The organism is Pseudomonas sp. ICMP 8385 (assembly GCF_002699915.1).
GTDB classification, from domain to species: domain Bacteria; phylum Pseudomonadota; class Gammaproteobacteria; order Pseudomonadales; family Pseudomonadaceae; genus Aquipseudomonas; species Aquipseudomonas gessardii.
The window spans coordinates 36775-57065 of the sequence record NZ_LKBY01000106.1 but is presented as its reverse complement, the minus strand read 5'-3'; the positions used below and the strand labels follow the sequence as shown (position 1 = coordinate 57065).

Annotated in this window: 17 protein-coding genes and 1 pseudogene; 14 read left to right on the top strand and 4 right to left on the bottom strand. The window is 55.5% G+C overall.

The annotated features are described in order from the left end of the window. The first annotated feature begins 23 nt into the window (after nucleotides 1–23). Genes AO268_RS18570 through AO268_RS18550 form a run of 5 tightly spaced genes read left to right on the top strand, consistent with a single transcriptional unit; the run spans nucleotide 24 to nucleotide 7221 of the window. A complete protein-coding gene (locus AO268_RS18570) occupies nucleotides 24–3914 on the top strand; it encodes an Eco57I restriction-modification methylase domain-containing protein (RefSeq protein ID WP_099169451.1) in 3891 nt (1296 codons plus the stop codon). Next, nucleotides 3914–5221: an AAA family ATPase gene (locus tag AO268_RS18565; RefSeq protein WP_099169450.1), complete on the top strand. Its 1308-nt coding sequence runs from the start codon at nucleotides 3914–3916 to the stop codon at nucleotides 5219–5221. Before AO268_RS18570 ends, AO268_RS18565 begins: the two co-directional genes overlap by 1 nt. After that, nucleotides 5208–5744: a hypothetical protein gene (locus AO268_RS18560; protein ID WP_141562828.1), complete on the top strand. Its 537-nt coding sequence runs from the start codon at nucleotides 5208–5210 to the stop codon at nucleotides 5742–5744. The genes AO268_RS18565 and AO268_RS18560 overlap by 14 nt, the downstream gene beginning before the upstream one ends. Beyond that, a complete protein-coding gene (locus AO268_RS18555; RefSeq protein WP_099169448.1) occupies nucleotides 5741–6442 on the top strand; it encodes an RNA ligase family protein in 702 nt (233 codons plus the stop codon). Before AO268_RS18560 ends, AO268_RS18555 begins: the two co-directional genes overlap by 4 nt. Further along, nucleotides 6439–7221 (top strand): HNH endonuclease, encoded by a 783-nt coding sequence (locus AO268_RS18550; RefSeq protein WP_099169447.1) that lies wholly within the window; start codon nucleotides 6439–6441, stop codon nucleotides 7219–7221. Before AO268_RS18555 ends, AO268_RS18550 begins: the two co-directional genes overlap by 4 nt. A 132-nt stretch (nucleotides 7222–7353) precedes the next feature. Here the strand turns inward: AO268_RS18550 and AO268_RS18545 are convergent, their stop codons facing one another. Beyond that, nucleotides 7354–7575: a helix-turn-helix domain-containing protein gene (locus AO268_RS18545; protein WP_099169446.1), complete on the bottom strand. Its 222-nt coding sequence runs from the start codon at nucleotides 7573–7575 to the stop codon at nucleotides 7354–7356. A 103-nt stretch (nucleotides 7576–7678) separates the two neighbouring features. On the opposite strand from AO268_RS18545, the gene AO268_RS18540 reads away from it, so the two are divergent. The 7 genes and pseudogenes from AO268_RS18540 to AO268_RS18510 all read left to right on the top strand — a co-directional run. Further along, nucleotides 7679–8269, top strand: a complete 591-nt coding sequence (locus AO268_RS18540; RefSeq protein WP_099169445.1) for a hypothetical protein — start codon at nucleotides 7679–7681, stop codon at nucleotides 8267–8269. Continuing rightward, nucleotides 8266–9666 (top strand): DEAD/DEAH box helicase, encoded by a 1401-nt coding sequence (locus AO268_RS18535; protein ID WP_099169444.1) that lies wholly within the window; start codon nucleotides 8266–8268, stop codon nucleotides 9664–9666. Before AO268_RS18540 ends, AO268_RS18535 begins: the two co-directional genes overlap by 4 nt. A gap of 86 nt (nucleotides 9667–9752) precedes the next feature. Next, nucleotides 9753–10055, top strand: a complete 303-nt coding sequence (locus tag AO268_RS18530) for a hypothetical protein (protein WP_099169443.1) — start codon at nucleotides 9753–9755, stop codon at nucleotides 10053–10055. Further along, nucleotides 10055–10264, top strand: a complete 210-nt coding sequence (locus AO268_RS33805; protein ID WP_099169442.1) for an antitoxin Xre/MbcA/ParS toxin-binding domain-containing protein — start codon at nucleotides 10055–10057, stop codon at nucleotides 10262–10264. The genes AO268_RS18530 and AO268_RS33805 overlap by 1 nt, the downstream gene beginning before the upstream one ends. Before the next feature lie 81 nt (nucleotides 10265–10345). Next, nucleotides 10346–10567: a BPSL0761 family protein gene (locus AO268_RS18520; protein WP_099169441.1), complete on the top strand. Its 222-nt coding sequence runs from the start codon at nucleotides 10346–10348 to the stop codon at nucleotides 10565–10567. Between the two features lie 244 nt (nucleotides 10568–10811). Further along, a complete protein-coding gene (locus AO268_RS18515; RefSeq protein WP_257154414.1) occupies nucleotides 10812–12014 on the top strand; it encodes a Fic family protein in 1203 nt (400 codons plus the stop codon). Between the two features lie 27 nt (nucleotides 12015–12041). Continuing rightward, nucleotides 12042–12441: pseudogene (locus AO268_RS18510) on the top strand (IS21 family transposase); the annotation flags it as partial. Between the two features lie 533 nt (nucleotides 12442–12974). Here the strand turns inward: AO268_RS18510 and AO268_RS18500 are convergent. After that, on the bottom strand, nucleotides 12975–13937 hold the full coding sequence (locus AO268_RS18500; protein WP_004577240.1) for an IS30-like element ISPpu17 family transposase: 963 nt from the start codon (nucleotides 13935–13937) through the stop codon (nucleotides 12975–12977). An 887-nt stretch (nucleotides 13938–14824) separates the two neighbouring features. Between AO268_RS18500 and AO268_RS18490 the strand changes: the two genes are divergently transcribed. Further along, the gene (locus AO268_RS18490) at nucleotides 14825–15808 is read left to right on the top strand and encodes a ParB/RepB/Spo0J family partition protein (RefSeq protein ID WP_011600728.1); all 984 of its coding nucleotides are present in this window, start codon (nucleotides 14825–14827) and stop codon (nucleotides 15806–15808) included. A 64-nt stretch (nucleotides 15809–15872) separates the two neighbouring features. Further along, a complete protein-coding gene (locus tag AO268_RS18485) occupies nucleotides 15873–16217 on the top strand; it encodes a hypothetical protein (RefSeq protein WP_176561391.1) in 345 nt (114 codons plus the stop codon). Nucleotides 16218–16599: 382 nt separating this feature from the next. On the opposite strand, the gene AO268_RS18475 is transcribed toward AO268_RS18485, so the two are convergent. Then, nucleotides 16600–19629, bottom strand: coding sequence for a Tn3 family transposase (locus AO268_RS18475; protein ID WP_010799689.1), 3030 nt, complete (start codon nucleotides 19627–19629; stop codon nucleotides 16600–16602). After that, entirely contained in the window at nucleotides 19613–20215 is a 603-nt protein-coding gene (locus AO268_RS18470; protein ID WP_010465829.1) for a recombinase family protein, read from the bottom strand. Before AO268_RS18470 ends, AO268_RS18475 begins: the two co-directional genes overlap by 17 nt. Nucleotides 20216–20291: the final 76 nt, after the last annotated feature.

Genomic DNA, 20291 nt, shown 5'->3' with positions numbered 1-20291 from the left:
GGGCGGCCACCAGGGATAAGAACATGAGAAAATTGCGTAAAACCCAAGCAGCGCTGAACCTGCCCACGCTCACGCTGGAAGGCGGGCTATTTCTGCCGGATCAACTGGAAAAGGCTGCATTCGGCAGCGCCCAGTGGCAAACCGAAGCCGATTACGGCACACCCAAGGGCCTCAAACTCAAGGACGACTACAGCCGCGCCTTCCAGATCGCCTGCGCCCAGTGGAAGCACTTCGCAGCTCAATTGGAACGTGCCGATGTGGACGCCGCGGCGCTCACCCATACCTTTGTGCAAGAGCTGCTGCGCGATGTATTCGGCTTCACTCAACTGCAAGCCTGTTCCGGCATCACTCTGGAGGACCGTCATTACCCGATCAGCCTCCTCACAGGTTTCGTAACGGTGGTGGTCGCACCGCATACCCTGGCCTTGCATGAGCCCGATACACGCTTTGCCGTAGTTGGCTCCGGCAGCCGCAAAAAGTCAGCCTTCATGCTGGCGCAAGAGCTGCTCAACGCAAGCTCCGATCATCTCTGGGCCATAGCCTGCAACGGCAAAACCCTGCGCCTCTTGCGCGATGCCGCCACACTGACCCGCCCCAGCTTTGTCGAAATTGATCTGGCCGACCTTTTGGGTGGCCAGCGGTATGCCGAGTTCGCCAATGTCTGGCGCCTGTTACACGCCACCCGCGCAGCGGGCAAGCCCACCGAATGCATATGGGAAAAGTGGCGCTCTGCTGGCCAGGAGGAAGGCACCCGAGTCCGCGAAGGTTTGCGCTTAGGAGTAACCGACGCCCTGCTTACCCTTGGTACAGGCTTTATCAAGCACCCGGCCAATGATGCCTTGCGCCAAGCTTTGCACAATGGCGAACTAACTAAGGATGCGTATTTCCAGCAACTACTGCGCCTAGTCTATCGGCTGATATTTTTGTTTAGCGCCGAAGAGCGCGGCTTACTGCATCCCAGAGACGACTGCAATGACGATGGAAACGCCACCCAAACGGCGCGGCGAGCCTATGCCGAGGGTTACGCCGTGGGCCGCCTGCGCGAACTATGCCTCAAGCGCCGCGCACGCAACCGCTTTGATGACCACTGGCAGGCACTGCGTATTGTCTTCAAAGGCTTAAGCGAGGGCGAGCCGCGCCTGGCCTTGCCCGCCCTAGGTGGTTTGTTTGCCGCCAGCCAATGCCCGATGCTGGATACGGCAAGTTTGGATAACGCGCATTTGCTGGCCGCCATGCAGAACCTACGCTGGGCTAGCCACAAAGGTGTACTCGCACCGGTGGACTACCGCAACATGGGGCCTGAAGAACTGGGTAGTGTTTACGAAAACCTTCTGGAGTATGACCCACGGCCGGATCCCCATCAGCGTACATTTGATCTTATTAACACGTCAGGCAATGAACGCAAGAATACAGGCAGTTATTACACGCCCGATGTACTGGTTCAAGAACTAATAAAATCCGCACTTGACCCGGTGATCGAGCAGCGTCTAGCAGCTCAATCTGAGTCGCCGATTGACGCTCTGCTCTCCATCCGCGTTATAGATCCTGCCTGTGGCAGCGGCCACTTCCTGCTAGCCGCCGCACGTCGCCTGGCAGAAAGGTTGGTACAACTTCGCGCAACCAATGGCGAGCAAGACGAGCATGACTTCCGCCATGCTCTACGCGATGTGGTGGCACGATGCATCTTCGGTGTGGATCGTAACCCTATGGCGGTGGAGCTGGCTCGCACAGCATTGTGGCTGGAGAGCTTTGAGGAAGGTCGGCCACTGGGTTTTCTTGATCACCACCTGCAAGTGGGAGATGCACTTCTAGGCCTCATGGATCTTAAGTTGCTTGCCCAGGGCATCCCACAAGATGCGTTCAAGGCCCTAGATGGAGATGAAAAGGCCGTCTGCCAGGTACTTACTTCGAACAACCGCGCCGGTCTTGCTCAGTTGGAGCGTGATTTCAAACGTGGACAGATCCTCCTAGATTTTGAAGGAGAGAATCCAGCAGCCACCCTTTCAGCAATCGATGCATTGCCCGAAAGCTCATTGAAGGAAATTGCAGCCAAGGAGGCTCGATACTTAAGCTTCCTTGATAACGCACGCAGCAGTCACCTTGCTCAAGCTGCGGATATCTTGGTGGGGGCATTCTTGATGCCCAAAAATGAACAAAGCAAGAGCAGCATTCCAACGAGCACAAACCTATATTTCAGCTTGATGCGTACGCCGGTAGACAGTGATCACACGGCAAAAACTGAAGCAGCTAGATCAGCTTGTCGCGATGCGCGAGTCTTGCACTGGCCCCTGGCATTTCCACAGGTCTTTGCTTCTGGAGGCTTCGACTGTGTGCTTGGGAATCCCCCATGGGAAACGATGAGTCCGGATTACAAGGAGTTTTTTTCGGCTTACGACCCAACGGTCAGATTTATGTCGCCTGATGATCAGAAAACAGCCTATGCAAGCCTCCTATCTAATCCAGCGATTACACAGCGCTGGGAGGAACGCTGTCGAGAACTCTACACAGCGGTTCAATTTATTAAAACAAGCGGGCGATACCGTCTTTTCGCACCAGGAAATCTTGGAAAAGGAGACTTTAATGTCTATCGGATGTTTGTCGAAACGGCACTGGAACTGACTCGCAAAGGTGGAGTGGCGGCGCAATTTGTGCCAGAAGGCCTATATAACGGAGCAAATGCAGCAGCTATTCGCTCTGAGCTGTTTAGCCGGTTCAACTTGACTAGGCTGATAGGATTTGAAAACACGAAGGGGGTCTGGTTCTCGTCGATTCATTCAGCATTGAAGTTTTGCCTATATATTGCCTGGAAAGGAGAAGCCACCGAATGTCTAAATGCGGCATTTCACGTAAACAGCTTAATGCGACTGACAGAGGTCACATCAGGTCGAATGGTCAGTATACCAGTCGGTATGATTGACGAATTCTCTCCAGAGGCCCGCGCGGTAATGGAGTTTTCCGCACAAGAAGACATTGATATTTGCGCAAAAATGTATGCGCAATACCCAAAGTTTGGAGAGTTGCATAAAGGGCTTTCATATCGATACTACATGCGAGAAGTAGATATGGGGACAGATCGGAATCTCTTCACAGAAACCTCTGAAGGATTATCGGTATTTGAGGGCCGTATGGTAGATGCCTACGACTACCGAGCCAAAGGTTATGTATCGGGTCGCGGCCGTTCAGCAGACTGGATTGACTTTCCGTTCGGCAGCGAGAATAAGTCCATTCAGCCTCAGTGGCGTATATCCCCCGATAAAGTTCCTGAAAAACTAGACGGTCGAATTGAACAGTATCGAATTGGATTTTGCGATGTAGCCAGCCCTTCCAATTCAAGAAGTCTAGTAGCGGCACTTATTCCCGGAAGTACTATTTGCGGCCATAAAGTACCTACCATAACATTCAATGAAGGAGCGCTAGAGGATCTTCTTTTATGGCTTGGCGTTGCGAATTCATTGGTTATGGACTTTCTTGTCCGGAAAAAAGTTGCATTGACAATGTCATACACCATTATGGATAGCCTGCCTTTCCCTCGTGATCGCCAGAACCTTCCAGTTGCCGATGCAATTATAAGGCGTGTGCTGTCTCTGTGTGCAGTCGGCGAAGATATGAATGGAGTGCGTGATGATGCCATTGAAAAAGGAATAGTGCCCCCCAATTTTTTGGGGGAAGAAAATCAAAATCTCAGAGCAAAGCTTGCCGCCGAAATTGATGCGCTCGTAGCCCGCGAAATTTTTAAACTCAGTAAAAATGAAATTCTCTACATACTCAACCCTGCCAACATCCTTGAAAATAGTGTAGGAGCTGAGACTTTTAAAGCGCTGATGAATAGAGAGAGTAGAGAATATGGCGAGTACCGCACGCAGCGGCTTGTTCTGGAGGCGTGGGAGCAATTAGAAAAGGGAGATATATACTAATGTTTACCCGCCTAAGACTATCTAACTTCAAAGCTTGGCAGGAAACAAATGACATCGCACTAAAGCCTGTGACTATGCTGCTAGGCACCAACTCGTCAGGAAAATCGTCGCTAATTCAAAGTTTGCTTCTACTGAAGCAAACTGTACAGTCGCCTGATCGCAGTATCCATTTAAATCTAGGGGGTGACGAAATAAATGATCTCTTTAACTTTGGTGACTTTGATAACGTTTTGCACCAAGGATTTTCTGGTGCGCGGCAGTTTTCGCTGAGTTTTTCCTTTCAATCGCCTGCCTCTGCGCGTATTAATCACGGTGATTTCTCCTGCAGCTACGGCCAAAACTCTGCAGGTGGTGTGGTAATTCAGGATTGGCTTGTCAAAACCGATAATCGCCAATTCAGATCCATTCGACGCGAGAGAGGCGCTTACTCGGTAATAATTGATGATGAGAGTCAGCCACGAGATAAAGGACGCCACCTATCACCTGAGCGCTCCGTATCATTGTCGGCAGAGGCGATTGTCATGCTGGGACAAGACGGGAATGTGCTGGAAGATTTGAGTCTATCCATTCGCCGTGAATTGGAAAATATCGTCTATCTCGGCCCTCTGCGTCGCAAACCAGAGCGCGACTATGTTTGGAATAAATCTAAGCCCGGCGAGCTGGGTAGTGATGGTCATCGCGCCATTGATGTACTTTTGGCGAGCGCCTTGATGAAAAGCGAAGATCAAAACCGCATCATCGAAGGAGTCTCCAAGTGGCTGGTACGCATGAAGGTGGCGGACAAGTTGGAAGTCAAACAACTGGGACGTTCAACACGTTATGAGTTGGTGGTACACCGTGACGATGTACAAGCGAATTTGCGCGATGTGGGTATCGGCATTTCACAAGTTTTGCCTGTGTTGACCATCGCCTACTTCGCCCCAACTGGAAGCACAATCATGTTGGAAGAGCCAGAAATCCACCTTCATCCTCTGGCACAGTCGGTATTAGCAGAGCTATTCGTAGAGGTCAGCAAAGAGCGAAACGTCCAGTTCATCATCGAGACGCACTCCGAACATCTGTTCCGACGGATGCAAACGCTAATTGCTAGGCAGCAGATCACTACCACTGACGCGGCTATGTATTTCGTCGAACGCGAAGGCAAAGCCGCGCGTATGCGGCCGCTGGAGCTGGATGATTTCGGCCGCGTGAAAAACTGGCCGGAGGGTTTCTTTGGCGATGCGCTGGGGGAGACGCGAGAGCAAACGGCCTTGGCCATTCAGCGTGCGAAGGAGTTGAGAGCGAGGGATGGCAATGTACCTGGTTGATACCAATGTAATGCTGGCATCCAGTGCCGTTTCCGAGTTCTCGAATCTGGCAGTAAGGGCCATGCCGCAGGAGATTGAGCTGCGCGAAATGATTTATAAGTGGCTCTCTGACTTTGACCAGTCTGATCGGCGCATTGTGCTGGATGAAGAAGGGCTGGTGCTGGACGAGTACGAAAGAAACATGCCATTCAACATGCACGAGCAGGAATACGGCATGCAAGTTTTGCAATACAAGCTGGATAGAAATCTGGCGGACTATGTGCCCATCGACTCGCTTCTAGCCAACGGCGAGCACATTGCAGTGCTTGATCCTGCCCATGAAGCGTTGGTGACGGATCGGGAGGATCGCAAATGGGTTGCATGTGCGCTGGCTGCGCAGATCCTTTTCGATCAAGTGCCGCCGATTGTTTACGGAGCAGAGACAGACTGGTTTGTATCAGAAGAGCAACTGAAAGCGATCGGTCTTTGCTTCCACAAGCTATTGCCTGATAACTGGTACACCTCAAGGATTGCTGCTGGATGACGGTCGACTTCTTCCGCTTCCCCCACACGCCGCACCTTGCTTGGCTGGGCGAAGGTGCTCCGCGCGATGACAAGGTGTTGTCACCTACTGAGGTGTCAGCACTGCTCGCCGGCAATGTGGTGGTCGAAGAAAAGCTGGATGGCGCAAATGTGGGGATATCACTCGCACCAGACGGCAGCCTGCGCGCCCAAAACCGGGGGCAATACCTGGATGTATCCCACGCCGGTCAGTTCGCACGTATGCCTGCCTGGCTGACGCAACACGGGGAAGGCTTACGTGCTGCACTCAAGCCAAACCTTATCCTCTTTGGCGAGTGGTGCGCCGCGCGCCATTCCCTGGACTACGCCGCTCTTCCTGACTGGTTCCTGCTGTTTGATGTGTATGACCGCAGTGCAAGTCGCTTCTGGAGTACGCAGAGGCGCAATGCAGTGGCCAATGCTGCTGGTTTGGTGACGGTTCCGTTGGTGCTGCAAGGCACCACGACAGTTTCTGCACTGAGGCAACTAGTCACCGCCACCCCCAGCAGCTACCGCACTGGTGCATTGGAAGGCGTAGTCATTCGCCGCGAATCACCCGAGTGGTGCGAAGCACGCGCCAAGCTGGTCCGCCCGGACTTTACCCAGGCCATCGACACTCACTGGCGAAAGCGAGCGATTGAGTGGAACCGCGTTGATTATTCGACTGGGACACCTGAATGAATCCGCTCCAACGCACCCTTATTGAAAAGGCCGGTAACGACAACGGCTTTGAGCATGTAGTGGCTTCTGAAACTAAGGCTGCGGCTGCGGCTGCGGCTGCGGCTGTGGCTCTGGCTTCGGCACGCCATCCTTCTGTTGCGTTAGTTGGCTTGGCGAGTGGTGTCTATCAAGTGCAGTTTCAGGCGGCAACTCCCACCTTGCTGCCGGAATTGCTGCGTAGCTTTCCTGAGGCTTATGCGGAATCAGGAGTGTTTGCCCTGATGACAGAGGCCGCTCTAGCGGCCTTTCTGCGCCGTGCAGCCAGTCTTTCCCGCGCGCTACCCAGCCAAGCCGCGACCGACTACCAGCAGGCAGCAGCTGCCGAGCTAGCGGTACTCCCCGCAGGCATTATCGGTACTGAGGTCGAGCGCCTAGTGCGCCAACGTGTGGGCCAAAACAAGTTCCGAGATGCGATGCTGGACTACTGGGGCGGCGCGTGTGCAGTGACGGGTGTTGCGATCCCGGAGGTGCTGCGCGCCAGCCATGCAAAGCCGTGGGCGGAGTGTGAGTCTGATGCCGAGCGCCTTGACGTGTTCAACGGTTTTCTACTCAGCGCCAATCTGGATGCCTTGTTTGACCGTTTTCTGATCAGTTTTGATAACCAGGGTGCTCTGGTGATTGCACCAACATTGGCAGAGATGGATTTGCTGCCCCTTGGCATTAGACCAGGAATGAAGCTGCGTTGGATCAATGCGCTGCATCAACCCTATCTGGCACTTCACCGCGTCAGATTGCTGTAGGGGGATACGTTCACTCAGAGATCCTTCTCATGACTGTAGGTTCGAAAATCTTATGCGGTGCGGTACAAGCTCGAAACGTTCCGGCGTTCGAGCACAAGCTTTCACCGGTCCACATAAACCGGTCCCCCAAAGTTATGGCTCATCAACATGAGGCAAAAGTGATGCCGGATTGCAAGCCAGAACACCGGCGATGCGGTACAGCTTCTCGACAGTGATGTTGACCTCGCCTCGCTCGATCCGCCCTATGTAGCTTCGGTCGATATTGCATGCTAGCGCCAGTGCATCCTGGGAAATCCGGCAGGCCTTCCTCTGCACTCGGATGCGTTCCCCTAACGCTTTCGCCAACTTATCCATGACCGTCTCAATTCAACTTGAGGCGGCACTATCGTGCGTTTGCGGATGTACAGGCCACGGATTATAATCCGCATTTCTTTGCGTTAATTCTTCTGGTGCCTCAATGAAATCGGCCTCGTTTATCTTCGACAGGCGTCTGTATGAGCTGCTTCAGGAGCCAGGGCGTACAACTTTTACGACCCGTGAACTGCGCGATGCTTATGCTGCTCGCTTGAGCGGCACACATTTCCGTATCGCCGATGTACGCCGCTATGTGTATGAGCAGATTCGCCGATTAGTTCGTGCGGGCTGGGTTGTGCAGGATGAGGATCGTCGTGTCCGAGGACAGGTCTACCATCTGCAGGCGATTCCGACGCATCTGCAACTTGAGCTGATCGACAACGGCTTTGAGAACAGCCTTATGGCTGCCGGAGTGCCCGAACCTGACAAGGCTGTTCGCGAACTTGAGGCTTTGCCGCTTAAGTCGTCAGCCAATACGGATTTGCAGTTGGAGGCGCTCCACAAGGAAATCCGCTTGGATTTTCTCACTTCAATGGGCGAGGCGGAGCGATTCAAACTGCTTCTGGACGAGATGCCGCATTTACGGGACAAAGTTGAAGGCGATTACCTGGAAGCTAGGGATCGCAGTTCTCGCCTCCTGGGGCATCTGCGCGCCATAGAAAAGACCCTCAAAACGCTCGCTGCACCGCGATGAGCAGCTCGCTACGCAGCTGGCAGAACAGCTGCATCACCAAGGCGTTGGAGCACTTCACCGTCACGCCGCACTTCTTTTGCCAGGCAACACCGGGAGCCGGAAAGACACGCATGGCTGCAGAACTGGCCAGCCGACTGCTTGAGCAGGACAGAATCGATTTGGTGCTGTGCTTTGCACCGTCCTGCCAGGTCGTGGAGGGTTTTCGTTCGACCTTTGCGGCTGTGCTATGCAGGCGTCTCGACGGCCAGATAGGTGCCGTGGGCGCGGCTTATACCTATCAGGCTATGGAATACCGTGATGAGGGATTCTGGCAGCTGCTTGATGACTACCGGGTGTTCGTGGTCTTCGATGAGATCCACCATTGCGCCGGCCACGATCCGCTGCTCAGCAATGCCTGGGGGCAGCAGATACTGCATCGGATACAGGATCGGGCTGCCTTCACTCTGGCTCTTTCTGGCACGCCCTGGCGTTCGGACGATCAGGCCATAGTATTGGCGCGCTACTCTTCGCCTGAGGGGCATTTGATTTGTGATTACCGTTATGGCTTGAAAGACGCCATTGCCGACGGCGTGTGCCGATCCCCTCGCATTGTTCTGCTCGACAATCAGAAGGTGAAACTGACTGAGGAACTGGGTGCGGATAGCTCCGTGAGGATGTTTCCCAGCATCGCCAAACTGTTGGGTGAGTCGCCTGTCACCTATGAAGAACTGCTGCGCCATGATGAGGTGATCAATCCAATCCTTGATCTTGGCTGCAGCAAGCTGAACGAGCTACGCCAGGTCAAACCTGATGCCGCTGGTTTGGTGGTGGCCACCGATATTGAACACGCTCAGCAAATTGCACTCGCACTGGAAGCCATGGGTGAAGAGTGCCGCATCGTGACGAACAAAACCCCGGATGCGCAGCAGGTGATCAATGCATTCCGCGGCAGCACCTGCCGCTGGATTGTGGCTGTCGGAATGATCAGCGAAGGCACCGACATCCCGCGCCTACAAGTGTGCTGCTACCTCAGCCGTATCCGCACCGAACTGCATTACCGGCAAGTGCTGGGGCGAGTGCTGCGGCGCACAGGTGAGTCCGACGACCAGGCATGGCTATTCATGTTGGCGGAGCCAACGCTTCAGGGCTTTGCGGAGCGAATTGCGGATGACTTACCGGATGATCTGGCTGTTTTGAGCGATGCTCATATGCCAAGTTTAACCCCAGGCTCCCGGCCAGAACCGGTGGGGACTTTGGGGCATGCCGAAGGCATCGGCGATGTAGGGTTTGGTGGTGCAGAGCCTAATGTTGGGTCGCAGGCTACGAACATCATTTCGCTGGGTGGCTTTGCAATTGAGCCCGCTTACCAGGTCAGCTTTTCCCAGCATTACCGGCAGCAGCTACTGGCTTGTTTTTGATGCTCAGCCAGTCGAGGCTGATCCAATGATGTTTCAATGAATCCATGACCGGCCGGCGTCGTGTGGAACGTAAACGTGAGGTGTGCATGGAAATTAAGTCGCAGGCATTGGTCGATGTCGTTGAAGATGTCATCTGCGACGTGTGCCAGTCTGGCACACGTGTCCCCGGCTATGGCCTCCAACACGGCAAGCTTGAAGCCCAGTGGGGATATGGTTCACAGCATGATGGGGAGCACTACCGGGTGCATCTCTGTGAGCCCTGCTTTTTCAGGGTACTGAGTGGGTTGCGTCGGGAGCGCATGGTCAATGGTATGTTCGATGATGATCAGCCATTTTCCTCTGAGGATTTTGGCTTGGTCAGCAAGGGCAACTACTGGGGAAAGAACTGATGTCTGAATCAGGGGTTGCTGAGCGCCTTGAGCAGGTCGAAGCGCTTGCTATTGAGGTATTCGGAAGCCGTGCTACCGCTTTGGCATGGCTAGCATCCCCCAATGTTGCCCTGGATGGGAGGACACCCCATTCTTTATGCGCCACCATTCTTGGCGCGCTCCAAGTGCGTCGGTTGTTGCGCTGCATCGAATACGGCGGCGTTTTATAAGTTGAGAAGGCTGAACGGTTTGGCCAGGAGTCTGCTGGCCCCAATCAGCTTGGGTTTAGATCAGTATTTGGAGGACTTGGCATGACCATGCCACATGAGCGCACCAGGGCTGTCATCCATACCAGAGCTTTTTTGATTGAGCTATCTCGTAATGCTGAATTGCCAGAGGATGTCCGATCCAGTGCAAAGCACCTGTTGCGCCACTACCCGAGCGCTGGTGAAGTTCTTCTGGCCGGGGAAGGCGAAGAGTTCCTAGCAAGCACTACATGCTGGTCGAATGTGTTCAGCTCCAGCGTCGAGTGATTTTTTTCCGAGTTCCGCCGGCCATTGCTGTGCGCAATGAGCAGGTCATCCCTACCAGGCGAATTCCCCAAGTCTGCAAGGCTTCACATCGGGTTGTTGAGTGGAGAACTAAATCGGCGTTTTATTCGAAATAAAATAAGAAAAATATCCCCTTGTGATTGGTGCATGAATAGCCTGTAACCACAGCTTAGCAAGGGCTTGGCAGCCCTGATAAATCAGAAAATAAATCAGAAAATTGAAAGCCATGAACGATCAGCTCATCAAAGGCATCCATTGGCTTGAGCCCATTGTTCCCGCCCATCCCGGGTACCCGGCTGATGTGTTGGAGCTGGCTGACTCACTGCCTTTTCTGGCTGGACAGCTTGCCGGCTCAGTAGCGCCCGAGACTGCCAAGCGTCTTGGCAAGCTGATGCGCCTGACCAACAGCTACTACAGCAATCACATTGAAGGCCAATATATCGAGCCTGCAGAGCTGTCTCAACGGATCAAGCGTAGGGAGGCCAAAGAGCTGGGCCTTCTGGCGATTACGCATATCCAGACGCAGGAAGCCTTTGAACGAGTGCTTGATCGTCGCAGCAGTGAAATCACGTGGAGCGATATGTTCGGAGTGAATCTCCTGAAGTCGTTCCATCGCAGGTTATTTGTGGGAGCGAAGGACGCTGACCTCAGAGTGAATGAAGGTCGTCTGATGGCACCCGGCCGACTTCGTGATGAGTCGCAAGAGAATGTGGTTGTTGGTGGGCATTACGCACCAGCCTGGGAGGTTGTGACGCCGATGCTGAACCGACTGCAGCAGGTTTACGGCAGTGCAAATGACCCGCGCTCCCAGCTGCTGGCGAGCATGGCTTATCACCATCGACTGGCGTTCGTGCACCCATTCGAGGACGGTAATGGTCGTGTTGTCCGGATGGCAACGCACCTGCAACTGGCGAGAATCGGGTTGGGCTCATCTCTGTGGTCCATCTCACGGGGCCTGGCCCGTAAGCAGGACGAGTATTACGCGCGCCTCAGTGCAGCTGATCAGGGCCGCCGGGGTGACTTGGATGGGCGTGGGCAGTTGACCCAAGCCGGGTTGGTTGAGTTTGTACGCTTCATGCTTTCGGTATGTAAGGACCAGATTCAGTACACGCGTGAGGCTATGGCAATGCCAATCCTGCGCGAACGGCTAGCACGCATTGTCCAATTCGAGCCTCGCTTCATCCGTGCAGGCATCAAGCCTGAGGGCGCGCGTGCGGTATACCTACTGATTATTCAGGGTGAGGTGACGCGCGCCGACTTCAAGGCGTACTTCAATCTGCACGACAAGACGGCGGCCAATCAGCTCAAGGAACTGCTGCTGCTTGGGGTGGTAGAAGCGCCATCACCCAAGTCTCGTGACCTTTATCCTGGTTTCCCAGTATGGTTCGCTCAACTGCTCTTCCCGGATTTACACCGGCGATTCCCGTAGCAGTTTTTTGGGTGAGTGCTTTTTGGCTACCTCAACCGCTTTGCCGCCAGCGGTCTCGCCTGACCCTGCTCGTTGTCCGGTGCCTAGCTGGACAGCAGCTGTTCCCCCGGCCCCGGCAGTGCTCAGCGAGCAGCATCCACTGCCCGATTGGTCTTGGGTGCATGCCGAGCTGCGTCGCTCAGGCGTGCCCCTGGCGCTGCTCTGGCAAGAGTACCGCTGAGCAGCTTGCCGCGGGGCTTTCAGTAAAGCTGGTTCTGCGAGCACTACCGGGCCAGGCAAGGGCAAGCTGGATGCGGTTATGCGTCAGGAACATTGCGCCGGCGAGAACTGTTCGTCGACTACGCCGGCCAGACGGTGACCGTGATCGACCTCCAAAGCGGTGAGATCCGTCAGGCACAGTACCTTCGCCGAGACCACCTGGTCGCAGTAGTTGCCGGATTGGCTAGGCTCCCATGTGCGCGGTTTCGCAGATATGGACTATCTTGAGAAATTGTTCTGCGACAAAGGTGTCATCGGCTCGGCAGTAACGCGCTGTTGTATGCAGTAGCCATGGGAGTGATAGCAGAATGGCAACGCTTGAGTACATTACATACACACCTCACCGCGCTGAAGTAGCGGGAGGCAGTGTTGTTTGGCAGCGTGTGCGAGGAGGTCGTGCTCTATTAGGACTTCCACAATTATTCTGGCGTGACGGAACTCCCTGGAGAGAGGCAAATGTATGGGCACGCGAGCGTGCGACAGCCAAGGGGGTTGATTTAAAGACCATTCAGGCCAACTTACGGCATCTACTTGCGTATGCCCATTTTCTTGAGGCTGAAGAAATCGATTGGCGGCCTGAATTCAACACATAAGTGCAACGCTCACCCCTGTATGCACTTCGTACGGCGTCTTCCAGCCCAAGCGCTTGCGCGGGCGTAGATTGATCCTCGCTACTGTCCGATTGACGGCTTCGTCCTGAATTCAACACATAAGTGCAACGCTCACCCCTGTATGCACTTCGTACGGCGTCTTCCAGCCCAAGCGCTTGCGCGGGCGTAGATTGATCCTCGCTACTGTCCGATTGACGGCTTCGACGGTCAGCTTGCTGAAGTCGCTGCCCTTGGGGAAATACTGGCGGAGCAGACCGTTGGTGTTTTCATTGGTGCCACGTTGCCAGGATGAATAGGGGTCTGCAAAAAAGACCTGGCACTGGCTCCGTAGCGCGATGCGTTCATGCCCGGCAAACTCCCTTCCGTTATCCAGCGTCAGCGTGTGAGCGGCATGGCCCTGAAGCATCAGATTGATCGCCCGCGTTACCTGCCGGCGCGTTCTGCGCTTGACCGGATAGGCGCTCAGATAGCCGCTTTTGCGATCAACCAGGGTCACCAGGTTACCGCCCAGTCCATGTACCGTATCGCCCTCCCAGTCCCCCAGGCGCTCGCGGCTTTCGACCTCGGCTGGGCGTTCACTGATTGACACGCGATTACGCAGCTGCCCGCGCCGATCGTGGCTTCCATAGCGTTTCCGGTAGCGCTTTCGGCGATGTCGCAGATAGGTATAAAGCTCACCACCGGCGCGCTGTTCGGCGGCAATGAACCGATAAATCCACTCATGGCTGACCGCCCGGCTTGGCTGCTCCTGCTTCAACCGCTGGGCGATCTGCTCCGGACTCATGCCATGCTTGAGCCACACCGGGAGATGATGGCTGAGCCATGTCGCCGGCTTGCAAAACTTGCGCGCACCCGCTCGACGAGCATCACTTTCATGGGCCGCAGAAACAGCCTTGTAGATATTCTGGGTGCTGTTGCGGCGAACCTCGCGACTGATCGTCGAGGGATGCACGCCGACCCGCTTTGCAATGCTCGCCTGGCTCTCTGCGGCGCTCAAGCCAGCCTCAATCTGGTAACGTTGTCCCTGAGTCAGCTGCCGGTAATGCGTAGTCATCTGCGCTTGAATCCTTCGGTGTGAGAGCCTGGATTCTACCGGTGGCTGGCTCTCTGCCTCTCGTTTCAAGCGTTGCGCTTATTCTATGAATTCAGGTTCTGCGCTTGAATCCTTCGGTGTGAGAGCCTGGATTCTACCGGTGGCTGGCTCTCTGCCTCTCGTTTCAAGCGTTGCGCTTATTCTATGAATTCAGGGCCTAATGTTTGCTGTAGGCATGGCCCTAGCTTATGCTGTGCTATGAGACAACTTTTTTATAGGTGTTGCCGTTCTGCAACCAGTTTACGTGGCCTAATGTTTGCTGTAGGCATGGCCCTAGCTTATGCTGTGCTATGAGACAACTTTTTTATAGGTGTTGCCGTTCTGCAACCAGTTTACGAGCTGAAAAGATGACGAACTTTTGACGCCGTTTTTTGTGTGGTGGTGCAGAACTGTATATTTATACACTGATTAGCATGCAGCCTTTGCCTTGACAGAAAATACCGAGATTCAGCCATGATCACAAAGATGCCGCCTCATGTAGTCAGAAGCTTTCCCTACTGGGAGACGCCACCGGAGCCGGGCCAGGATTTACATGAATTGAAATGGGGTGTCATGGAAGTCCTTTCAGACAAGTCGCTTAGATTCGTTGACACAAAACCAGATCAAGAAGCTCTCGAGGAATTAATAAGCCAACTTCAAGAGAAGATTTAATATTGATTTAGATTTATTGTCCTGGGCTTCTGTAGATCACAACCCCTGCTTAAATGGCAGGGTTTTTTTTGCGTGAATATCGACGACAGGTCAACAAAATGATCGCAAATTCAGACGCAAAAACGACCTGAAAAAGCGTCATTTATGTATGTATTCGACTTATCGTTCCTAGATGAACATGGAACGAGAAGCTGCTTATGCAAAGCTATGATTTGGAGTTTCACGATTACGCTCAGCTATTTCCGCTAATCATTGGTGATGACTACGAAGCCCTGCTTGAAGATATCGATACCAACGGACAGCGTGCCCCGATCGTTCTCCATGAAGGAAAGATCCTTGATGGGCGAAACCGATACCGCGTTTGCAAGGATCTGCTGATCGAACCCCGAACAGAGGAATACACAGGAGATGATGCCCTGGGTTATGTCCTCTCTCTGAACCTCTATCGACGGCAGCTCACCGTGGCACAACGGGCTTTGATCGCTGCCGAGCTGTCCTCACTGCGCGGGAGTAGCGCTATCACTGTTGACCTGGAGAAGGCCGCCGGGCAGGAGCTGGAAGCCGCCAAAATGGCTATTGAGGAGGCAGCCAAAGTCCTGGGTATCAGTCCGCGCTCTGTGTCTTCTGCGTGCAAGGTTGTGCGGGACGGCGCCCAAGAGCTGCTGGATGCTGTCAAGTCCGGCGAAGTGAGCGTATCCGCAGCTGAACAGGTGGCTAAGCTGGGTAAAGAAGCACAGCAAGAGTTGTGTAGCCGTGGGCCTAAGGCTATTCGTAAGGCCGCGAAGGACATGAGGGAGGAGGGCAGATCGAAACCTGAATTGACCAATAAGCCACTTCCGCCCTCAGAAAAAAACGGTTCCCTGCCTCCGCCGGTGCCGCTTGACGATGATGAAGATGTTGATTCAGCACAGGATGCGCCGGCTAACCAAATAGCCGCGATTGAGCAAGAGTCGGACGTTTTCTATACCTCGGAGAGAAAGCCAGCGGCTCAGCTACTGTTCGAAATGGCTGATGCCGGAATGCAATTTGGTCGAGAAGCTGAGGGCGTTGCCGACGACATCATGAATGAGGTTGAAGAAGGCCTCGATCTTCAGTTCCTTGCTTTTGTTGTGGATGTAGCAAAGAGGTTGGAGAATCGGGTGAAGGCAAAAATGCAGGCCCGATATGCTGAGGAGACGTGAGGGTTGGGATTTTCTGGAAGGGTGATTTCATAGGTTAAAGCCCGAACAGAAAAGGAGTACCCACATGCAAACACCTCAGGACGACACCGTAATGGATTTTGGCCCGAACCTCTTCGGTGGCGAGGGTGGCTCCGCGCCCATCCCTTCCGCTGATGATGCAGATGCTACGAACGAGGCCCTGGAGGGTGCGGCGAGTGTTTCTCATCAGATGACTGAAGGTTGTATCGAAGAGAAGACAGCCGAGGCCGGCGGCGGCCAGGCTGGAGGTAACAGCGCTCCCTCGAGCAGCAATGTTGCACCTGGCGTGAACACTCAACAGGCAGCCTCGAAGAGAAGACAGCCGAGGCCGGCGGCGGCCAGGCTGGAGGTAACAGCGCTCCCTCGAGCAGCAATGTTGCACCTGGCGTGAACACTCAACAGGCAGCCTGGGGATTCCATGCGCACTTGGACACCCAGTCCACGCTGACTTGGACACTCATTCCACGGCCACTTGGACACTCATTCCACGGCCACTTGGACACTGATTCCACAAGCACTTGGACAGTGATGTTCCACTGATCCGATCCATGCTCAGGCAGGCAGCAACGCAGGATTATTCACTACCATCGACCTCTTTTCTCGAAGCGAAGAGGTCATCGTGGAGCGTATATCCATGCGTAAAATCCGAGAGGTACTACGTCTAAAGTTCGACGCTGGCCTGTCCGTGCGCAAGATCGCCGCCAGCCTGCGCATCAGTAGCGGCAGTGCGGGCAATTACTTGGGGTTGTACGCCGGAATCCCAGAAATTTCCGTCAGCCCAGCTCCAGTCCCGCCACGAGCGCATCCAGGTCGATGAACTTGCCGTCAGTCTGGAAGGTGTAATGCCCGTTCAGCAGGATGTGCCGCCAGGCCGCTGGCGACATCTGCGTGATCAACGCCAGCGCCTTGGCATTGCCAGCTGCCTCGTACTTCGTCAGCAGCAGGGACAGGATCGCCGAGTTGTAGAAGATGATCGCGTTGCCGATCAGCCTGGCGCACTGGTTGCTGATCTCGATTTCGATGTCGGTGCGGCCGGTCAATTCCTTCTTCCCACCGACTTGGGCGATGGTCGAGCGTAGCTGGTGATAGGACTCAATGCGGTTCTGCGAGCGGTGAACATTACGCTCCAGTTGCGGGTCGCGCAGGTAGCGCAGTGTGTAGATACTGCGGATGAGCTTGTCGAACTCGAAGATTGCGCGCCGCGTCGGGTTCGGCGCCGTATAGGTGCACAGCTTGCGGATCAGCGTGCCCTGCGTCATTTCCTTCAGGCCCAGTGTGGCGACGATTCGGTCGATGTTCGCCTTCTCACCGACGATGAGTTGCCGGTCGATCTGGCCAGCCGGCCGGATCAGGCATTTCTCGTACAATGCCAGATCATCGGCGCAATACAGCTCCTGCAACTGGTCGTCGAGGTCGGTGAAGCGCGGCTCGAAACGAAGTCCGAACCAGTGCAGGATGGCGAAGTTGGCCTTGTTGATGCTGTGCATGTCGCCGGTGATCGCGCTCGGCACGATGTCCGACGTGTTGCGGTACCAGATGTCGAACACGTGGTGAGCCTCGTACTCGTGTGCGCCTATCAGGTAGCCGTTCAACGGCACGTGATTGCACAGCAGCGTGTAGGCGACGACGCCCTTGCCGCGGCCGAAATATTTGCGCGAGTAGCGCGCCTTCACAGTTGGTCGCTCGACGCCGAATTTCTGCCCATCAACGGCACCGTACAACGAATCGAGGTCGAACGAGTAATGCGGGAAGATCGGCAGTGCGGCGATGGCGTTGCTGATGCAATCGTTGGCCACATGTAGCGTCGCCTGGCGCAGGTACTGCTGGTAGGTACTCTCCAAGACGTGGTACGGGATGTCGCTGGTACGTGCCATAACCTGGTTGCCGTGGTTCATGGCTTGGGCAATGATCACCGCCATCAGACTGTCGGCGTCGGCTACCTTCTTCGCATAGCGTGGCTGCAATGGTGTCAGCGCCGACAGGAACTGGCACTGGCCGTTGACGAAGCGAAACACGTCGGCGACATCGCAGTATGGCAGTTGCTCGTAGAGAGCTTGCTCGCGCGCCTTCTGGTTCTCCCCCTTGGGCTTGCGCCAGGTCAGTCTCTGCGTGTCCTTGTCGTATTCCAGGTGCGTCAGCTTGCCCTGTTTCAGCTCGCGATTGAACGCCACCCATTGCGCACGCAACTCGGCCGCCAGTGCATCGAGCTGGGCACTGACCGGCTGCCGCAGGAAGGGGATGTCCATCTGCGCGAGCACGGCGGCTTTCTCGTCCATCGAAACCAACTCGTCGGACAAATGCCGGTGCTGCAAGCTGTCGTCAATGTAGAGCTCGCCCGCCTGGAAGCGTTTCCTGACCTGACGGTAAAGCCAGAATTCGTAACGATCGGCATGCAGGCCTGTCGGCGTGCCTTCGGCATCGAACATCAGCAGGTACGGACGCAAGCGTTTCGGCAGCGTTGCCGCCGGACATTCGTCGAGTGGCCGTTGTGATAGGCGCTGCTGCTTGGCGAACACGCTCTTGGCCCAAGTCAGCGCCGCGAGCCATGGGTTATCGGGGGCCGTGCCGGCGAAGTCGAGCGCGACGTACAGCGGCCGTAGATGGCGTCGAATGCGTTCGGCCAGGCCGTCCACCGCCTGCCAGTGCAGCGCCAGTTTGTTCAGTGGCTTGACGCTCATGCGCTGCGCCGTGTTTTGCAGCAATTCCCTGGACATGATTTTGTAGGCGCGTTGGCGCACCTCGCCGAACGGCGTCGGATCGGCCACGCTGTCGTCCACGTACAGCGACAGCAGGCGGCCAACCTGCGGCGTTTCCTGATGGCGTCGCAGCTGTTCGGCGACAAAGGACTGTTTCGCACCCGTGCGGCTCTCGTCCTCAAGTTTTTTCATGTGGAAGGCCATCGCGTCGACCAGGTTGTCGGTGAGCTGCCGGTAACGTACCCAGGCATAGCACAGCAGGTAGAGCCGGGTCTGCTCCGCCTTCAGGTGGCGCAGGTCATGGACGGTATAGAAGTTCGCCAGGCTCGCGTAGTACAGCAGGTTCTGCTGCGAGATGCCGAGCTTGGGCAGCAGCGCCTTGGCGATCCCGTGCAAGGACTTCAGCGTGGCGCGCTTCTCGCGCTCCCCTGCCATCTGACGCCAGCCGAAATCTTTAGCGTCCTGCTTGAGCGCTGCCAGTTGAGACAGGGTGTCGTCACGCACCAGGAGCTGGCCCAGCGCAGCTTTGGCCGATTCGTCCAACACTTCTGCCAGCAAGCCGCCCAAGCGCCTGCGTTCGGTGGACAGGGCTTCACTGACCAGCTCTTGTAAGGTGGTGTGGCCGGGCCGGATGATTTTGTGCTCGCTGAGCCAAACGATCAGTTCGGCGGCCACGAATCCTGGCATTACGTCGCGCCGCACGATCTGTTCAGCCTGCTGTGCCAGTTGCGGCAGGAAGCTAGCCGCCCACGACCGGTAGCCGAACAGTTCGGCGATCTGACCCCTCTGGCTGTAGTGCTCATGCTTGGTGATCGCCTTGCGTTCGAACGCTTCGCCGTGGAAATAGCGACTCAGCACGAAGGCGCAATCGTCCTCGACCTCATGCCAATCGAAGCGGAAGAAAGCATGCTTGGCCTTGAAGTAGCCGATCTGCAAGACGCAATAGACTTGGGCCTGCAGGCTAGGCCGGCTGCTGGCGAACGCCAGTTCAGATTCGGTCAACGCCAGGTATTCCAGCCGCTGAGCATCGTCGAAGTCCGGTAGGCCGTACAAGGCTTCCTGCTCTGCGTCAGAAAAGACGGTGAGTAGCTTATTCTTGTTGCTCATCGACCGTCCTTCCCGCACCACGCCAACCTGCTCGCGTCAATGTTTCGATCAACGTAGTGCGCTTGACATTGAAGTTGCGGCACACCGCCGCCTTAGACATGCCGCCATCGAGCGCGGCGACGATGGCGTCCAGCTTCTCACCAGTGATCGCCTGCGGCCGGCCGCCGATCCGGCCGCGTTTGCGTGCGGCGGCCAAGCCCGCGACGACGCGCTCCTGAATCAAGGCGCGCTCGTACTGCGCGAGCGCACCGAACACCTGGAACAGGAATTCGCCCGAGGGCGTCGTAGTGTCCAGGTTCTCTGTCAGCGAGCGGAACGCCACCCGCTTGTCCTTGAGCGAAGTCACAATGGCGAGCAGGTGCGACAGCGAGCGACCGAGCCGGTCGAGTTTCCACACCACCAGCACATCGCCGGCTCGAACGAACTCAAGCGCCCGCGCCAAGCCGGCACGGTCATCCTTCGCGCCAGAGGCACGATCCTCAAACAGGTGACGCGGATCGACGCCGGCGGCGAGCAGCGCGTCGCGCTGCAAGTCCGTGCTCTGGCGGTCGGAGTCCGACGACACGCGCATGTAGCCAACCAACATAGGCGGATAACCATCAAAAACAGGTTTCCGCATAATAGTGAATAGCGATAGAGTTTTCCGTACATTTTTGAGGGGG